Source organism: Novosphingobium sp. B 225 (assembly GCF_002198665.1).
GTDB lineage: Bacteria > Pseudomonadota > Alphaproteobacteria > Sphingomonadales > Sphingomonadaceae > Novosphingobium.
On record NZ_MWLM01000039.1, the window covers coordinates 54,880 to 71,243 of the forward strand.

Annotated in this window: 13 protein-coding genes; 8 read left to right on the forward strand and 5 right to left on the reverse strand. The window is 62.9% G+C overall.

What is annotated here, in order from left to right; genetic code table 11:
- Window positions 1–383 precede the first annotated feature (383 nt).
- The gene (locus MNBBLIKP_RS06935; protein WP_176399702.1) at window positions 384–1,535 is read right to left on the reverse strand and encodes a Yip1 family protein; all 1,152 of its coding nucleotides are present in this window, start codon (window positions 1,533–1,535) and stop codon (window positions 384–386) included.
- Between the two features lie 161 nt (window positions 1,536–1,696).
- On the opposite strand from MNBBLIKP_RS06935, the gene dnaE reads away from it, so the two are divergent.
- The 4 genes from dnaE to MNBBLIKP_RS06955 all read left to right on the forward strand — a co-directional run bounded on the left by dnaE (window position 1,697) and on the right by MNBBLIKP_RS06955 (window position 8,151).
- Entirely contained in the window at window positions 1,697–5,167 is a 3,471-nt protein-coding gene (gene dnaE / locus MNBBLIKP_RS06940; protein WP_088308834.1) for a DNA polymerase III subunit alpha, read from the forward strand.
- Between the two features lie 100 nt (window positions 5,168–5,267).
- The gene (locus tag MNBBLIKP_RS06945) at window positions 5,268–6,860 is read left to right on the forward strand and encodes a long-chain fatty acid--CoA ligase (RefSeq protein ID WP_088308836.1); all 1,593 of its coding nucleotides are present in this window, start codon (window positions 5,268–5,270) and stop codon (window positions 6,858–6,860) included.
- A 209-nt stretch (window positions 6,861–7,069) separates the two neighbouring features.
- Window positions 7,070–7,477: a DUF1330 domain-containing protein gene (locus MNBBLIKP_RS06950; RefSeq protein ID WP_088308838.1), complete on the forward strand. Its 408-nt coding sequence runs from the start codon at window positions 7,070–7,072 to the stop codon at window positions 7,475–7,477.
- Entirely contained in the window at window positions 7,474–8,151 is a 678-nt protein-coding gene (locus MNBBLIKP_RS06955; RefSeq protein WP_088308840.1) for an Ig-like domain-containing protein, read from the forward strand. Before MNBBLIKP_RS06950 ends, MNBBLIKP_RS06955 begins: the two co-directional genes overlap by 4 nt.
- Here the strand turns inward: MNBBLIKP_RS06955 and MNBBLIKP_RS06960 are convergent.
- Window positions 8,148–9,224 carry a PA0069 family radical SAM protein gene (locus MNBBLIKP_RS06960; protein WP_088308842.1) on the reverse strand — a complete coding sequence of 359 codons (1,077 nt, stop codon included), beginning with the start codon at window positions 9,222–9,224 and terminating at the stop codon, window positions 8,148–8,150. The two genes, MNBBLIKP_RS06955 and MNBBLIKP_RS06960, sit on opposite strands and share 4 nt — an antisense overlap.
- Window positions 9,225–9,310: 86 nt before the next feature.
- Here MNBBLIKP_RS06960 and MNBBLIKP_RS06965 point away from each other — a divergent pair, with 86 nt between their 5' ends.
- Entirely contained in the window at window positions 9,311–9,850 is a 540-nt protein-coding gene (locus tag MNBBLIKP_RS06965) for a YbjN domain-containing protein (protein ID WP_217896665.1), read from the forward strand.
- On the opposite strand, the gene moaB is transcribed toward MNBBLIKP_RS06965, so the two are convergent.
- The 3 genes from moaB to MNBBLIKP_RS06980 are packed head-to-tail and all read right to left on the reverse strand — an operon-like array spanning window position 9,851 to window position 12,934.
- On the reverse strand, window positions 9,851–10,390 hold the full coding sequence (gene moaB / locus MNBBLIKP_RS06970; RefSeq protein WP_088308846.1) for a molybdenum cofactor biosynthesis protein B: 540 nt from the start codon (window positions 10,388–10,390) through the stop codon (window positions 9,851–9,853).
- On the reverse strand, window positions 10,380–12,206 hold the full coding sequence (locus MNBBLIKP_RS06975) for a lytic transglycosylase domain-containing protein (protein WP_088308848.1): 1,827 nt from the start codon (window positions 12,204–12,206) through the stop codon (window positions 10,380–10,382). The genes moaB and MNBBLIKP_RS06975 overlap by 11 nt, the downstream gene beginning before the upstream one ends.
- Window positions 12,176–12,934: a hypothetical protein gene (locus MNBBLIKP_RS06980; RefSeq protein ID WP_140420541.1), complete on the reverse strand. Its 759-nt coding sequence runs from the start codon at window positions 12,932–12,934 to the stop codon at window positions 12,176–12,178. Before MNBBLIKP_RS06980 ends, MNBBLIKP_RS06975 begins: the two co-directional genes overlap by 31 nt.
- A 78-nt stretch (window positions 12,935–13,012) precedes the next feature.
- On the opposite strand from MNBBLIKP_RS06980, the gene MNBBLIKP_RS06985 reads away from it, so the two are divergent.
- The 3 genes from MNBBLIKP_RS06985 to MNBBLIKP_RS06995 all read left to right on the forward strand — a co-directional run bounded on the left by MNBBLIKP_RS06985 (window position 13,013) and on the right by MNBBLIKP_RS06995 (window position 16,326).
- Window positions 13,013–14,659 carry an electron transfer flavoprotein-ubiquinone oxidoreductase gene (locus MNBBLIKP_RS06985; RefSeq protein ID WP_088308946.1) on the forward strand — a complete coding sequence of 549 codons (1,647 nt, stop codon included), beginning with the start codon at window positions 13,013–13,015 and terminating at the stop codon, window positions 14,657–14,659.
- Window positions 14,660–14,788: 129 nt separating this feature from the next.
- The gene (locus MNBBLIKP_RS06990) at window positions 14,789–15,595 is read left to right on the forward strand and encodes a 4-(cytidine 5'-diphospho)-2-C-methyl-D-erythritol kinase (protein ID WP_176399703.1); all 807 of its coding nucleotides are present in this window, start codon (window positions 14,789–14,791) and stop codon (window positions 15,593–15,595) included.
- Window positions 15,592–16,326 carry an N-formylglutamate amidohydrolase gene (locus MNBBLIKP_RS06995; protein WP_088308854.1) on the forward strand — a complete coding sequence of 245 codons (735 nt, stop codon included), beginning with the start codon at window positions 15,592–15,594 and terminating at the stop codon, window positions 16,324–16,326. The genes MNBBLIKP_RS06990 and MNBBLIKP_RS06995 overlap by 4 nt, the downstream gene beginning before the upstream one ends.
- Window positions 16,327–16,364 lie beyond the last annotated feature (38 nt).

Genomic DNA, 16,364 nt, shown 5'->3' on the forward strand with positions numbered 1-16,364 from the left:
CTGAAGCAAGTTCAGGGTGACGATGGTGAGGTGCCGATGGTGAGGTGACGATGCTTAGGTCGTGGCGCTTGGGTGACGATGCTTGGGTGACGATCCTGAAGCGACGGCAAGGACCTGAAGGCATCGCGTGAACAAACCCCCACTTCGCATTTTCCTACACGCTGCCAATCTGCGATAAGGGCGCCGCTGATTCAGCCGCTCTTTGACATTGTCGGTTCGCGTTCCATTCCGTGCGGCAGGTTTCCAGCGGGGAAAAACCGCCCAAAAACGCAAATGTGTCACCTTATTTGGGTTAAGATTTTGAATTAAAACGAATAACAGGCCGGACAGGGTGTAACCCTGGTGTCACCTTGTCCGCCCCTGTGTCGCTCTCGCGTGTCGCTTTATTTGGCCAGTCCCGCCAGCGCTCCCGGGTCCACGGCCGCAACCGCGGCTTTCAGTTCGTCGATGCTGCCAGCCTGGCCCTCAGCCTCAACCATGAAGCGGGTGGCGATCATGGTGCCGAATTTGCCGCGGCTGTCGGTCTTGTTCCATTCCTCGGTCTGCATCTGGCCGTTTACCGTGCTGGTCTTGCTGTAACCGTCGGCGTCTTCCTTGCTTTCCTCAACCCCCATGGCCGCGCCGATTCCGGCGATGGCGCCCAGGCCGCTCATGTCCACAACCTTGAGTCGGAAGGATTTTTCGCCCTGGGTATAAGTGCCCTCGGCCTGGCTGCCCATGCCGCCCAGCGCCTGGCTTTCGGTGGCGGTGCGGGTGTAACCGCCGATTGATCCGGGCAGCAGTGCTTGCAGCTTGGCCGCTTCGATCGCCACTTTCTTGCCATTGGCTGCAGCTTCAACCTGCTTGCTGGCAGCTTCGATCCCGGCGGTATCGATCGTTCCGCCGCCCGGCAGGGTAAGCGTTCCGCCATCGGTTGATGACGTGACGCTTCCGGCCATGCCGCCGCCAAACAGGGCAACGACCGGGGCCGTCACGGCGGCGACAACGAAGTAGAGCACCATGGCCGCTACCAGCGTGACCACCGTATAGACCGCCGCCTTGTCCTGCGGGACTTTCATCAGCGGGGCGGCACCGGTGTAGAACAGGTAGCAGCTGTACAGTGCCAGCAGGCCAAGGATGCCAAGCCCCGGAATGAGCTGGAAAATCCCCACGATCCAGGCCGCAGTTGATCCCCAAACCACCAGTTTGAAAGCATTGGTCCGGTCTGACGTGCCGCCGAATTTCGGGGCGAGAAAGTCTGCGATCAGGGCCAGCACACAGACCCCGATCAGGCCCAGCACATAGCCAACCACGGCGCCGGTCAGCCCCGCCATCAGCCCCGGCTTGTAGCTGAACCCCAAGGCGCCATAGCCCCACAGCTGGCCATGGATGAACCCGGCGACCGGGCCGATCGCCGCCAGCGGCACCGCCACTTTGGTGATCAGATCGGCCGGGCTGGCAGGCTCTGCCGCGATGGCCGGCCAGGTATCGGCGGGCTTGGTGACCAGCGCCTTGATCCGATCGATCAGGCCGCTTGTGCTGTTATTGACGTCCATCGAAATTCCCCTCGTCCTAACGGAGTTCGACCCGGCGATTTTCTTTGCAGCAGACCACATCGGGGGGGACTTGCCTAGTAGATTTCCGCCATTGTCCACTTGTGTGGAAAAGGCCGCCCGGGGCCCTTCCGAATCCCGCCGCGATCCCTAGTTTCAGCGCCATGCCTCATGCCCAATTCGTCCCGCTGCGCGTTTTTTCGAGCTATACGATGCTCGATGGGGCGATTGATCCCAAGGCCATGCCGAAACTGGCCAGGGAACGGCAGTTTCCCGCCATTGCGATGACCGATCGCAACGGGCTCTACGGGGCGATGTCGTTCGCTTCGGCATGCCGGGACAGCGGGATCCAGCCCTTGCTTGGCACGTTCCTGGCGGTCCGCCGCGATGCCAGCGGTCCGATCGACTGGCTGGGGCTGCTGGTGCAGGACGATGCCGGGTGGCTAAACCTGTGCCGCCTGGTCAGCCGGGCGCACCTTGATCGCCCGCTTGAGCTTGATCCGCATGTGACTTTTGCCGAACTGGCCGGGCACACCGACGGGCTGATCGCCCTAACCGGCGCGGGCGAGGGGGCGCTGGCGAGACTGCTGGCAGAAGGCAAGCGTGATGCGGCAGAAGGCTATTGCGAGCAGTTGGAGGCCTTGTTCCCGCAGCGCCTCTATATCGAAATCGCCCGCCGGGATGACCCGCTGGAAGAAGCTGCCGAAGAAGGCCTGATCGATCTCGCCTATGCCCGGAACCTGCCGCTGGTCGCCACCAACCCGGCGCAGTTTGCGGAAGCCGGCTTTCACGCGGCGCATGATGCCATGCTCTGCATCGCCAATTCGACCCACATCGACGCGGCGGACCGGCCCCGCAGCGGCGCGCAAGGTTGGGTCAAGCCGGCCGAAGTGATGGAGCAGATCTTTGCCGATCTGCCCGAAGCGCTGGCCAACACCCTGGTCGTCGCCCAGCGCTGCGCCTTCTCCCCGCCCAAGCGCAAGGCCTTGTTGCCCAGCCTGGCGGGCGACAAGGAAGGCGAGGCAGCGATGATGGCCGAGCTGGCGCGCAAAGGCCTGGAAGAGCGGCTCGCCCCCTATGGTGAGCTCACCACGGAGGAGCGGCAGGTCTATTTTGACCGGCTTGATTTCGAAGTCGGGATCATCACCCGGATGGGGTTCTGCGGCTACTTCCTGATCGTGGCCGACTTTATCCAGTGGGCCAAGCACAATGACATCCCGGTGGGGCCGGGGCGTGGTTCGGGCGCGGGGTCGGCGGTGGCATGGGCGTTGCTGATCACCGATCTCGATCCGCTGCGGCTGGGGCTGCTGTTTGAACGCTTCCTCAACCCCGAACGCGTTTCCATGCCGGACTTCGACATCGACTTCTGCGAAACCCGGCGCGGCGAAGTGATCCGTTATGTCCAGCAGAAGTACGGTGCGGACCACGTGGCGCAGATCATCACGTTCGGCAAGCTGAAGGCCCGCGCAGTGCTGCGCGACACGGGCCGGATCCTGCAGATGAGCTATGGCCACGTCGACCGGCTGTGCAAGATGGTGCCCAACCATCCGACCGATCCATGGACCTTGCCGCGCGCGCTCAACGGCGTGATGGAACTGAAGCGGGAATATGACAACGAGCCGGACGTCAAACGCCTGATCGATCTGGCGGTCCAGCTCGAAGGCCTGCCGCGCAACAGTTCGACCCACGCCGCCGGGGTAGTGATCGGCGATCGCCCGCTGGAACAACTGATCCCGCTTTACCGCGATCCGCGTTCGGACATGCCGGTGACCCAGTTCGACATGAAATATGTCGAGGATACCGGGCTGATCAAGTTCGACTTCCTGGGGCTCAAGACGTTGTCGGTGCTCAAGAAGGCGATCCAGCTGATGCAGCGCCGCGAGATCGAGATCGATCTGTCGGCGCTGCCGTGGGATGACGAGCAAGTCTATGCCCTGCTGCAACGCGGCGACACGGTGGGGGTGTTCCAGCTGGAATCCGAAGGGATGCGGCGCACGCTGGCGGCGGTGAAGCCGACCAATTTCGGGGACATCATCGCGCTGGTCTCGCTCTACCGCCCGGGTCCGATGGACAACATTCCCCTGTTCGGGCGGCGCAAGAATGGGCAGGAAAGCATTGAATATCCGCACGAAAAGCTGTCCGGCATCCTCTCGGAAACCTATGGAATCTTCGTCTATCAGGAACAGGTGATGCAGGCCGCGCAGATCCTCGCGGGCTATTCGCTGGGCGATGCAGACCTTCTCCGCCGCGCGATGGGCAAGAAGGATCAGAAGGAGATGGACCAGCAGCGCGCCCGGTTCATCGCCGGGTGCAAGGACGTTTCGGACATCGATGCGGCCAAGGCCAACGAACTGTTCGACTTGATCGACAAGTTCGCAGGCTACGGCTTCAACAAGTCGCACGCCGCCGCCTATGCCCTGCTGGCCTATCAGACCGCCTGGCTGAAAACGCATTACCCGCATGAATTCTTCGCCGCCTCGATGTGTTTTGACATGCACCAGTCAGAGAAACTGGCGATTTTTGTGGACGACATGCGCCGGGCCGGCCTCGCCCTGGCCGGGCCGGACATCAACCGCAGCGAGGCGGAGTTCACGGTTGAGCGGACGGATGAGGGACTGGCGGTGCGCTATGCCCTGGCCGGTATTCGCAACGTCGGCGAAAAGGCGATGGACGCGATCGTGGCCGAGCGTGAGGCCCATGGCTGGTTCACGTCGCTGGAAGACTTGTTCCAGCGTGTGCCCCAGGGCAGCATGAACCGCCGCCAGCTGGAAGGCCTGGCCGGGGCCGGAGCGTTTGACGGGCTCGATCCCAACCGGGCGCGGGTGCTGGCCAATGCCGACATGCTGCTGGCCGTAGCGGACGAGGCTGAGCGGACCCGCAATTCGGGCCAGCACGGCCTGTTTGGCGGAGAGGACCACGCCGCCCAGGCACTGCGGCTTAACGAGTGTGAGGCCTGGAGTCGGGCCGAGCAGATGGCCAAAGAACGCGAGAACTTCGGGTTCTACTTTGCCGCGCATCCGGTGGAGCAATGGCGCGCGGTCGCCAGTGCCAACGGTGCGCGCAATTACGGCAGTCTGATGGAAACCGGGGTGCCCGGCGGCGGACGGCTGGGTGCGGTGATGGCGGCAATGGTCGAAGGGGTCCAGCGCCGAAAGACCAAGCGCGGCAATGATTTTGTTGTCGCGGAGTTTTCCGATTCGTCGGGGCAGTTTTCGGCAAGCTGCTTTGAGGAATCGCTGGTCGAACCAATGGTTCAATGGGCGCGGGAGGGGACCTGTGTGCTGCTCAATGTTGAGCTTGACGCTCCCAGCCCGGACGAGCCGCCCAGGGTGACCGTGCGCGGGGGACGCCCGCTGAGCGAGGTCAAAAGCGCCTCGTCTATGGTGCTGAAGCTCGATATTCTGCGGCCCGAGGCCCTGTCGGAGCTGGCGCTGCTGCTGCATCGCGGCGCGGACGGACGCGGCGAAGTGCTTGCCCGGCTGCGCACCGGCACGGGTCAGGAGCCGCTGGTGCGGCTGGGCCGCGACTTCCAGCTTGATGGAGATCTCGCGGAACGCTTGGCAAGTGTCGAAGGACTTGCCAATGTATCGCTGACTGCGCGGCGCGGGGCAGGGCACCTGCGGCTCGTCGCGTAACCAAGTTAGGCCCCGGTTGGGTCGAGTGAACTAGAGCTACGTCGCACCGGCGTGTCTCGACATCGCTCGACACGGACGGAGGTTAGTAAGGGAGTAGGGAATGCTGGGAGCGATGCAGGACTGGGACCTTCGGGTAACCCGCATCATTGATCACGCCGCGCGCGAACATGGCACGCGCGAATTGCTGACGCGCTGGGCCGATGGCAGCGAAACCCGCACCAATTGGGCCGGGATCCGCCGCGACGCGCTGAAGATGACGCAGGCCTTGCGCAAGCTGGGTGTAGGCAAAGGGGACCGGATCGCCACTCTGGCGATGAACCACCATTACCACCTGACCACCTGGTACGGCGCCGTCGGTGTGGGCGGGGTGCTCCACACGATCAACCCGCGTTTGTTCGACGATCAGCTGGAATATATCGCCAACCATGCCGAGGATCAGGTGCTGCTGTACGACAGCATGTGGGCCGGGATTGTCGAGCGGATGAAGCCGCGCTGGACCACGATCAAGCACTATGTGTGCTTTGATAATGGCGAGTTTGAAGCCTGGATCGGGGCCGAAGATGGCAATGCCGAATGGGAAGGCGGCGATGAGCGCGATCCCTGCATGCTGTGCTACACCAGCGGCACCACCGGCAACCCCAAGGGCGTGCTCTACAACCACCGCTCCACCATGCTGCACGCGATTACCAGCCTGCAGCCGGCGATCTTTGATTTTGATGCGCGCAGCGTGATGCTGCCGGTGGTGCCGATGTTCCACGCGGCAAGCTGGGGCCTGCCCTGGGGCGGGGCGGCTGCGGGGGTGAAGTTCGTCTTTTCGGCAGTCAACGATCCCGCCGTGCTGTGTGAACTGATGAACCGCGAACGCGTGACCCACACTGCCGGGGTGCCGACGGTGTGGCTTTCGATGTTCGGGCATATGGACGCCACCGGGCAGGGCATCCCCAGCCTGCGCCACGCGATCATCGGCGGCAGCGCCGCGCCGCGCTTCATGATCGAGCGGCTGATGAAGGCCGGGGTCAACATCGCCCACGCCTGGGGGATGACCGAAACCAGCCCGATCGGCACCACCGGTGCCAAGACCTGGGACTGGGACGATCGCAGCTTTGACGAACAGGTTTCGATCAAGCAGATGCAGGGCCGCGTGCCGTTTGGCGTCGAACTGCGCTGCGTCAGCCTGGACGATCCCGATCAGGTCCTGCCGCGCGATGGGGAAACCAGCGGGGCCTTGCAGGTGCGCGGGCCGTGGGTGATCAAGCGCTATTTCAAGGCCGAACAGGACGCTGCGCCCAGCCCGGACCAGTGGTTCGATACCGGCGACGTCGCCGTGCTCCATCCCGATGGCACCCTGCAGCTGACCGACCGGACCAAGGACGTGATCAAGAGCGGCGGCGAATGGATCAGCTCGGTCGAACTGGAAAACGCGGCCGTTTCTCACCCTGCCGTGGCCGAAGCGGCGGCGATTGGCATCTATCACCCCAAGTGGGATGAACGCCCGATCCTGGTGGTGATCAAGAAGCCGGGGGCAGAGGTTTCAGCCAGCGAGATCAAGGACCACCTCGCCAAGACGGTGGCCAAGTGGTGGCTGCCCGATGCGGTCGAATTCGTCGACGACATCCCGCACACCGGCACCGGCAAGATCAGCAAGAAAGACCTGCGCGACCAGTTCCGTGATTACAAACTGGCTGATGCGTGAGTGAAATGGAGATCCTCCCCATTTTTGCGAAGCACAAATGGGGAGGATCTCCATTTCACTCACGCATCAGCNGCGAAGCACAAATGGGGAGGGGGACCGCCCGCGTTGCGGGTGGTGGAGGGGTTTTGCCTTGCCGCATACCCCCTCCATCAGCCCTTGCAGGGCTGCCACCTCCCCATTTGGCTTCGCACAATGGAGAGGAATTGGACTTGACCACCTACATCGACCCCAGCCGCGACAACTGGCAGCGTTTCAAGGACCTGCCGCGCGATCGCCCCATCCACATGCTCAACCTGATCAAGTTCCGCGACCTCGCGGAATACCCCGCAGGCCATCCCAACCACGGCAAGGGCCTGACCGGGCGCGAGGCCTATGCGATCTACCTCGAAGGCTTTCAGCGGGTCGTCGCCAATGACGGCGCGGCGATGGTCTGGGAAGCTGAGCTGGAATGCACAGTCACCGGGCCGGACGGCGAATGGGACGAGGGCTTCGTGATGGGCTATCCCAACAGCGGGGTGTTCATGGCCATGGTCAAGAACGAGGAATACATCCGCGACGTGGTGCCGCACCGCTCGGCGGCAGTGGCGGACAGCCGGTTGATCCGGTTCCGGGGGTGAACCGCCTGACCCGTCTGACAGAAGCCGAACGCGCGGTGCTGCGGCTGCTGGGGCAGGGGCATGATACCAAAAGTTCGGCCACAACCCTTGGGGTCAGCACCCATGCCGTGAACGAGCGCCTGCGCGAGGCACGGCGCAAGTTGGAAGTTACGTCCAGCCGCGAGGCAGCGCGCTTGCTGCTGGCGGCGGAAGGCGGGGTACAAGAAATTTGGGACAGATTTTCCGGGGATGCGACGGGGCCAGTAGGCGCGGCATCGCTGGCCGCACCGGTCTTGTCTCGCCGGGTGCTGATGGGAGTTTTCGCTGTGACTGTTCTTGCCCTAGCGGCATTCGCCTGGACGCTCGCCGCGCCCGCCGCCGCGCCGAAGGTTGTTGCCACAAGTCCGGCCAGCGGCGCACAAGTCACCGCTGGTCCGGCGCAGGTCTCGGTTACGTTCGATCAGCCGATGCAGCCGGGCAGTTTTTCCTTCGTCCAGACCGATCCGGCGCGCTTTCCCTCGTGCGCCCGCGTGCCGCGCCAGAGCAAGGACGAACGCACCTTTGCGCTGCAATGCCAGTTGCTGCCAGGGCGCGAGTACGAGGTGTGGTTCAACCGCGGGCGGTGGCTGAATTTCAAATCGAAGCGCGGGGTTCCGGCTGAGCCCTATCGGCTGGTGTTCCGCACGGCGCCCTAAAACAGCCGCATCTGCCCATTCGAACTCGGCCGCTCAAACTGGCTGCAATCAAGCACGGGCTGCTCGCGGTTCAGCGCCAGCCGCTGCACCGCGATGCGGAAGCGGGCGCGGAACACATCTGCCCAGACGCCGCTGGGCTTCATCCTGGTGAAAAAGCCGGGATCGTTGTCTCGCCCTTCGCGCACGGACTGGACAATGGCCATGACCTTGCCCGCGCGGTCAGGGTAGTGGACGTCCAGCCATTCGCGAAACAGCGGTGCAACCTCGAACGGCAGACGCAGCATGATCCAGCTGGCGCTTTTCACGCCGCGCTCTGCCGCAGCTTCCAGAATACCTTCAATGAAGAGGTCGGTGATCGACGGGATTACCGGCGCTACCGAGACATGAGCAGGCACGCCGGCGTCGGCCAGCTGGCGCAGTGCGTCGAGCCGCTTGGAAGGCGCACTGGCGCGCGGCTCGAGCAATCCGGACAGGCGCGGGTCGAGGCTGGTGACTGACACGCTCACCGCCGTCAGGTTCCGCTTCGCCAATTCGGCCAGCAAGTCCAGATCGCGCACTACCCGCGCGCTTTTGGTGGTGATCGTTACCGGATGGCGTGTTTCAAGGCACACTTCCAGCACCTGGCGGGTCAGCTGATAACGGGCTTCGATCGGCTGATAGGGATCGGTGTTGGTGCCCATCGCGATCGGGGCCGGTTTGTACCCCGGCTTGGCCAAAGTCTCACGCAGCAATCGCGCGGCATCGGGTTTGGCGAACAGCTTGGTTTCGAAATCCAGCCCCGGTGACAGGTCGTGATAGGCATGGCTGGGGCGGGCATAGCAATAGACGCAGCCATGTTCGCACCCGCGATAGGCATTGATCGAACGGTCAAACGGGATGTCGGGTGACTGGTTGAAACTGATGATCGTTCGCGCCCGTTCCTCGATCACATGCGTGCGCAATTTGGGGCCGGGACCGTCAATACCCTCTCGCGCATCCAGCCAGTCCCCATCGGCTTCGCGCGCGGCCAGGCCAAAGCGTTGCGGCACTGCGGCCGACTGGGCGCCGCGTCCGTGTATGGGGGTTGGGGACATGAGAGTAAGAGAACATAAAAAGAACAAATTGACAAGGGCAAGTAGCCAGTTAGTTTGCTCCCCAATCTGATGAGAGGAGAATGTGCGTGCGGTTGTTGTCATCTGCCGTTTTGTTGGGATTGGGCGTGTTGGGGGCATCGGCAACACAAGCGGAAGAAGCCGCGAGCGCTTGTCCGCAAGGCAAAATCTGCGCAGCCGATCCACAAACCGTGGTGAATGCCATGCAGGAGGCGGGTTACAAGGCCAAGCTTACCGCCAGCAAGTCATCCGGCAATCCGCTGATAAACAGCGCCGCCGCAGGTTACAATTTTGAGGTTCAGTTCTTCAATTGCACGATAATGACGGCATGCAAGTCATTGGCTTTTCTGATTTCATTCGACGATGATGGAACCAACACCCCTGAACTGGCCAACCAGTGGAACGATGTGAATCGATTTTCGACGATGTCGGTAAGCAGCGACAAGAGCCTGGTACTGGCTTACGATATCAGCACTGTCGGTGGCCTCAATTCGCGTAATTTCGAAGATTTGCTCGATACCTGGAACAGCACGCTGGGTGAGGTGTCGAAGTTCTTCAAAGCTCACCCCGCACCGGCCAAGCCTGAGAAGGGCAAGCCGAAAAGCTGATTACACCTCGCGCAAGCGCGGCATCAGTTCGACGAAGTTGCAAGGCCGGTTGCGGCTGTCGAGCTGTTCGGCCAGGATCTTGTCCCAACCGTCCTTCACCGCGCCGTTCGATCCGGGCAGGGCGAAGATATAGGTGCCGGCGGCCACAATCGCATCGGCCCGGCTTTGCACCGTGCTGGTGCCGATCGACTGAAAGCTGATCCAGCGGAACAATTCGCCAAAGCCGGGGATCTGCTTGCCGCCCCTTGCTGCGCGGACGCGGTCAAGCGCTTCGGGAGTGACATCGCGCCCGGTCAGGCCGGTGCCGCCGGTTGTCACCACGCAGTCAATCGCCGGATCATCGATCCAATCTTGCAACCGGCTGGCAATCATCGCGGCGTCATCGCGCTCAACCGTGCGGGTCACCAGCTTGTGCCCGGCCGCGACCACGCGCTCGGCCAGCAAAGCGCCGCTGGTGTCGGTATCAAGCGTTCGGGTATCGGAAACGGTCAGAACCGCAATGTTGATCGGTTTGAATGTGCGCGCCGGATCAACGGCCACGCAGCAGCACTCCGTCCTGGCTCATCCGCACGGCCTGCGATCCGGTCAGACCCGGGAAAGTCGGCCACAGGCCCTGGACCAGCGCGAGGCGGCTTTCGCTGGGCCCACCGGCCTGGCGTTCATACATCCAGTAATTGCGCATCACGATGTTCACATAGCCGCGCGTTTCCCAGTAGGGGATGCTTTCGATCCACAGCAGCGGATCGCCCTGATCCTTGATCTCGGAATTCCAGCGCGTGATCGGGGCGAGCCCGGCGTTATAGGCGGCCATCACCTTGGGCAGCAGGCCCTGGGTTCCGGACGAATTCTTGAGCATCTGCAGATGCTGCTGTCCGAAGGCCAGGTTGATCGTTGGTTTAGCAAGATCAGACGCGCTGCCCGAAACACCCAGATCAGCGGCATGATCGCGCGCGGCGGCGGGCATGATCTGCATCAGCCCTTTCGCCCCTGCCAGGCTGGTCACGCTGGTGCGGAACACCGATTCCTGCAAGGTATGGGCATAGACCAACGCCGGATCGACCCGCCAGCCGGTGGCCGGGGTCCATTTCGGTGTGGGAAAGCGCATCGCTGGTTCGGCCTTGCCGCCATAGGGCGCGTTATAGGCCATCCACAGCTGGGTGCTGGGCAGGCCGATGTCGCGGGCGAGGCGGCTGAGCGGCTTGTATTGATCGGCCCCGCCAATCCGCGCCTGATAGCGCAGCACTTCATCTGCGCGACCATCCTGGCCAACTTCGGCAAGCGCCGCAGCGGCGCGCACCGTGGGCACATCGCGCAGACGTTGCCAGTCATTCTGGGTGAAATCGGGCGATTGATGGGTTTCCGGAACCTTCAGTCCCAATTGCTCGATCGCCAGCATGCCATAAAGCGTTTCATCCATCCGCGCCGCCTGGCGCAGCGGCGCAGTGGCCTTTTCCGGCTGGCGGCAGCGCACGAATGCGCGGCTTTGCCAGAACCAGGCCGCAGCCGTCAGTTCGGCATTCTCAGAACCGGCAGCGGCGCGGGCAAAGGCATCGGCAGCCCCGGCACAGTCATTCAATCGCCAAGCGGCGAGGCCTGCCGTCCACCAGCCTTCGGCCACCCACGGGCCTGCGCCATCGGTTACGCCTTGCGCCGTGGCATAGGCATTCGCATCGTCATTTTCGATGTAAAAGCTCCACGCCACCTTGGCGCGCCATTCGGCACGGGTAGCCTGCGAAAGCTGCGTATCGATTCCGTCAAGCAGGGCCTTTGCCCCGGCTGGGTCGTCGCCTTTGATTCTGGCCAGAATACCGGCCGCAACGCTGCCCGGCATGGTCCCGTCGTTGATGTCACGCGGGCGAATTCGCTTGGGGCGGCTGGGCACGGTGGACAGCGCATTGGCGCTGGGCAGCGCTGGCAGCACAGTCGCCCCGCGTTTGACGGCAAGAGCGGCAATCTGTTCGGCCTGGGGCAGCCCAACGCCGTTTGCCAGCCACTGGTTCAGGGTATCCAGCTCGATCTTGGGGGAACCCGGCGCCAGATAGTATTCCGCGCGGGCCACCTGATGCAGCGGGCCATCGCCCTTTTGCGCGAACAGGGCCTGCACCCGCGCCCAATCGCCCTTGTCGATCGCGGCGAACAGGTCCTTGTAATAGGCGCGTTCATCCTGGCTGAGCAGTGCGGGCACGGCGCTGCGATCCGCACGGTTGCGGAAATAGTCCACAGCAGCGGCATTAGCATGGGCAACAACCGGCAGCGCGGCCAGCGCGCCCGCCAATGTCAATGCCGCTATCCTTGCCCTTGAAGGCTTGGTCACAATCAAAAAACTCACCCCGTCCAGTCGAGCAGGGCCTGCCATAGCCGGGCCTTGCTGCGTGGTCGCGCCATCAGGATGTCCAGCCCCGGCGCGGTCAATGTGGGCCACATAGCGCCGCCATGGTTAAATTGGGTGAAAGGATCCCCACTTTTCGCCGGATCGTGGCCAAGCAGCGACGAGATGTTCGGATCGAGCAGTAAAAGCCGCTGGGGCTGGGCCAAAGCGATATGATGCGCCGCGATTTCCCCCAATCCGGCTCGCTTCAGCGCGCCCCAATCGGGCAAAGGCATATGGCGCGGCAAGCAGCTCGCGACATAGACTTCGGCCGGATCAAAACCGAGTGCGGTGAGCACTGCATCGAGCAACTGGCCCTGCGACCCGGACAACAGGCGATCACCATCCTGCGACTCGGGGTAGGGGACCAGCACCATCAGTGCCGCACCCGCTGGCCCGCGCGGTGGCACCCGGCGATCAACGATGCCGTTGTCCAGCGCCGGTTCGACCAGCCACCATTCACGAAATTGATTCCAAGTATCGGGAAGGGGGGCAGATCGTTCGGTGATCAGTTCCGGTTCGGGTGGCGGTTCGAGCGTACGCGGCGCAGCGGGCTGCGGGCTTGCCGTAGCGACCGGCTCTGGCGCAGCGAGCCAGCTGCGCGGCGCTTCTTCAAAATGCAGATCGACGCCCGCACCGCGCCACCAATCGAGCGCAGCGGCCAGATCGCCCGCTTGCAGCGGGGCCGATGGCGCAGTTTGTCCTGGCAAAGTCACTTTGCGGTCTTGACCTGCCGCAAGCCAGCAATCAAGGCTCCAATGCAAAGTTGAACGGGAATGCACGGGGACAAGGCCATGAGCGAACGTGAATCGATGCCTTATGACGTGGTAATCGTTGGCGGCGGCCCGGCCGGGCTGTCAGCGGCGATCCGCCTCAAGCAGGTCAATGCCGACCTTTCGGTCTGTATTCTGGAAAAAGGCAGCGAAATTGGCGCGCACATCCTCTCAGGCGCGGTAGTTGACCCCAAGGCGCTGGATGAACTGTTCCCGGACTGGCGGGAACAGGGCTGTCCGTTGGCCGAAGTGCCAGTCACCGACAACCAGCACTGGGCGCTGAGTGCGAAGCACAAGTTTGAAGTGCCGCATTTCATCGCCCCGCCGTTCATGAACAACAAGGGCACTTATACCGGCAGTCTGGGCAACCTGTGCCGCTGGCTGGCGGGCAAGGCGGAAGAGCTGGGGGTTGAAATCTTCCCCGGCTTCCCGGCGAGCGAAGTGCTCTACAACGAAGACGGTTCGGTCAAAGGCGTAGCGACGCAAGATATGGGCGTGGCCAGGGATGGCAGCCACAAGGGCGAATATCAGCCCGGCATGGAACTCCACGCCAAATACACCCTGTTTGCCGAAGGCGCGCGCGGGCATCTGACCAAGCAGGTCAAGGCGCGTTATGATCTTGATGCGGACAGCCAGCCGCAAGTTTATGGCATCGGCATCAAGGAACTGTGGGACATCGATCCTGAAAACCACGTTCAGGGGCGGGTGATCCATACCCAGGGTTGGCCGGTGAAGGACGAAGACGGTTTCGGTGGTGGGTTCCTGTACCATCAGGCGAACAACCAGGTCGCGCTGGGTTATGTGGTGTGGCTGGGCTACAAGAACCCGCATCTCTACCCGTTCGAGGCCTTCCAGCAGTGGAAGACCCATCCTGCGATCTCAGCAATCCTCAAGGGTGGGCGGCGCGTGTCCTATGGCGCGCGGGCCATTTGTGATGGCGGCTTCCAGTCGATCCCGAAGCTGGTTTTCCCAGGCGGCGCGTTGATCGGCTGCGCGGCGGGCTTCCTCAACGTGCCGCGGATCAAGGGCACGCATACGTCGATGAAAAGCGGCATGATGGCCGCCGAAGCAATCGCCGATGCGATTTCGCGCCAGCGCGGCAATGATGAGCTGACCGCTTACACCGAAGCCTATGAAGCCAGCTGGGTTTACAAGGAACTGCGGATGGTCCGCAATTTCGAGCCGATTGTCTCGAAATTCGGCGGGACGATCGGCACCTTGCTCGCAGGTGCGAACCTGTGGCTTGAATCGCTGGGTATTCGCTTGCCCTTCACGATGAAGCATCACCGCGATTGCGAAAAGACGCAGCGCGCGGACCTCTATCAGCCGATCCAGTATCCCAAGCCCGATGGCGTGATCAGTTTTGACCGCCTGTCCAGCGTGGCACTGTCTTTCACCAACCACGAAGAAGACCAGCCTTGCCATCTGCAGCTAAAGGATCCGGCAGTCCCGGTTGACGTGAACCTCAAGCTCTTTGCCGGGCCCGAGGCGCGGTACTGCCCGGCGGGGGTGTACGAATTCCTCGGCGAGGAGGAAGGCAATCCACGCCTGCAGATCAACGCCCAGAACTGCGTCCACTGCAAAACTTGCGACATCAAGGACGCCACCCAGAACATCACCTGGGTCACGCCGGAGGGCGGCGGTGGGCCGAATTACCCGAATATGTAAGCCGGCGATCCTCCCCCTGGGGGAGGTGGCAGCCCGCAGGGCTGACGGTGGGCGAATGAGGCATATTCAGGCCCCCTCCGACCTCCGCTTCGCTCCGGCCTCCTCCCCCGGAGGGGGAGGATTTTGACCATGATCGAAACCGCTTATGCCAAGATCAACCTTGCGCTGCATGTTCGGCGGCGGCGGGAGGATGGCTATCACGAACTCGAAACCCTGTTCGCCTTCGTTGATGCGGGGGACAAGCTGAGCATTAGTTCGGCCGCGCGGGACGAGCTCAGGACTTGCGGGGAGTTCGGTGGCGAGCTGGCTGATCCGTTCGGCAATATCGTCGCCAAGGCCCTGTCGGCCTTGCCCCGGCCGCAGGGCTGGGCGGTAACGCTGGAAAAGAACTTGCCGGTGGCTGCCGGGCTGGGCGGCGGCTCGGCCGATGCTGGCGCTTTGTTCCGCCTGGTCGAGCGCGAATACGGACTGCCGGATGACTGGCATTCTCGTGCCGCTGAACTGGGTGCTGATGTTCCTGCCTGTGTGCTTTCGCAGACCTGCATCGGGCGCGGGACGGGGACCGAGCTGGAGCCGGTCGAGAGCGACTTGGCCGGAATACCTGTGCTGTTGGTCAACCCTCGCTTGCCGCTGGCAACCGGGCCCGTATTCAAAGGTTGGGACGCTGTGGACCAGGGTCCGATGCCGCAGGGGCCGGTCAGCCGGATTGCTCTGGAAGGCCGCAATGACCTGGAAGCACCGGCAATCGTGTTGTGCCCGGCGATTGCGGATGTCCTCACGGCGCTTGGCGATACACACCCGTGGCTTGCCCGCATGTCGGGTTCGGGCGCGACTTGTTTTGCGCTTTACGAAGATGACGCCGCCCGCGAAGCAGCGGCGGTGCAGTTGGCGGCACAGCATCCCGGTTGGTGGCAATTGGCAGGACATTTGCGGTGAGGGAGCACGAAGCATGGCGCTTGCTTGGTCAGCCCCGCTTCGGCGGGATTCTGGTCGTGTCCGATCACGCCAGCAACACGGTGCCCGCCGATATTGAACTCGGCATTGCATCAGAGCTGCTCACGCAGCACATCGCGGTCGATATCGGTGTGGCAGAGGTTGGCGCATTGATGGCGCAGCGCCCCGGCATCGCTGCGTTCCAAGGCAATGTCAGTCGGCTGGTGTGCGATTTCAACCGGGAGGAACATGGCCCGGCGGTGTTTCCGATTGCCAGTGATGGCCATGCCATACCCGGCAATATGCTCGACCACGCGGGGCATCTTGCCCGGCTGGATCGGTTTTATCATCCTTACCACCCCGCGCTGTCCGCTCTGCTGGATGAAGCACCGCCCGCGCTGATCCTGTCGTTGCACAGCTTTACCCCGCAACTGGCCAGCCATCCAGAGCAAGGCCGCCCCTGGCAAGTCGGCGTCCTCTACAACCACGATGACCGCGCCGCGCGGATCGCCATTCCCTTGCTGGCGGCGGAAGGCTTGGTGGTGGGCGATCAGCAGCCCTATTCGGGTCAGCTACTGAACCACACCATGAACCGCCATGCCGAGGCGGAGGGGCGGCCCTATCTGGGGATCGAGATCCGGCAAGACCAGCTTTCCGATGCTGCCGGGCAGGCCAAATGGGCTGAGCGGCTGGCGCGGATTTGCAACGAAGTGGCGTTGAAGCTGGGGGATTAGGCGTGTAGGGCCGCTGCAAAGCCCCTCATTTGAAAGAT

Coding starts and splice junctions, on each gene's coding strand:
- MNBBLIKP_RS06960 (WP_088308842.1), bottom strand. CDS start 9,224: ATGTCCCCAACCCCCATACACGGACGCGGCGCCCAGTCGGCCGCAGTG.
- MNBBLIKP_RS06945 (WP_088308836.1), top strand. CDS start 5,268: ATGCTGGGAGCGATGCAGGACTGGGACCTTCGGGTAACCCGCATCATT.
- MNBBLIKP_RS06985 (WP_088308946.1), top strand. CDS start 13,013: ATGAGCGAACGTGAATCGATGCCTTATGACGTGGTAATCGTTGGCGGC.
- MNBBLIKP_RS06990 (WP_176399703.1), top strand. CDS start 14,789: ATGATCGAAACCGCTTATGCCAAGATCAACCTTGCGCTGCATGTTCGG.
- dnaE (WP_088308834.1), top strand. CDS start 1,697: ATGCCTCATGCCCAATTCGTCCCGCTGCGCGTTTTTTCGAGCTATACG.
- MNBBLIKP_RS06975 (WP_088308848.1), bottom strand. CDS start 12,206: ATGGCAGGCCCTGCTCGACTGGACGGGGTGAGTTTTTTGATTGTGACC.
- MNBBLIKP_RS06935 (WP_176399702.1), bottom strand. CDS start 1,535: ATGGACGTCAATAACAGCACAAGCGGCCTGATCGATCGGATCAAGGCG.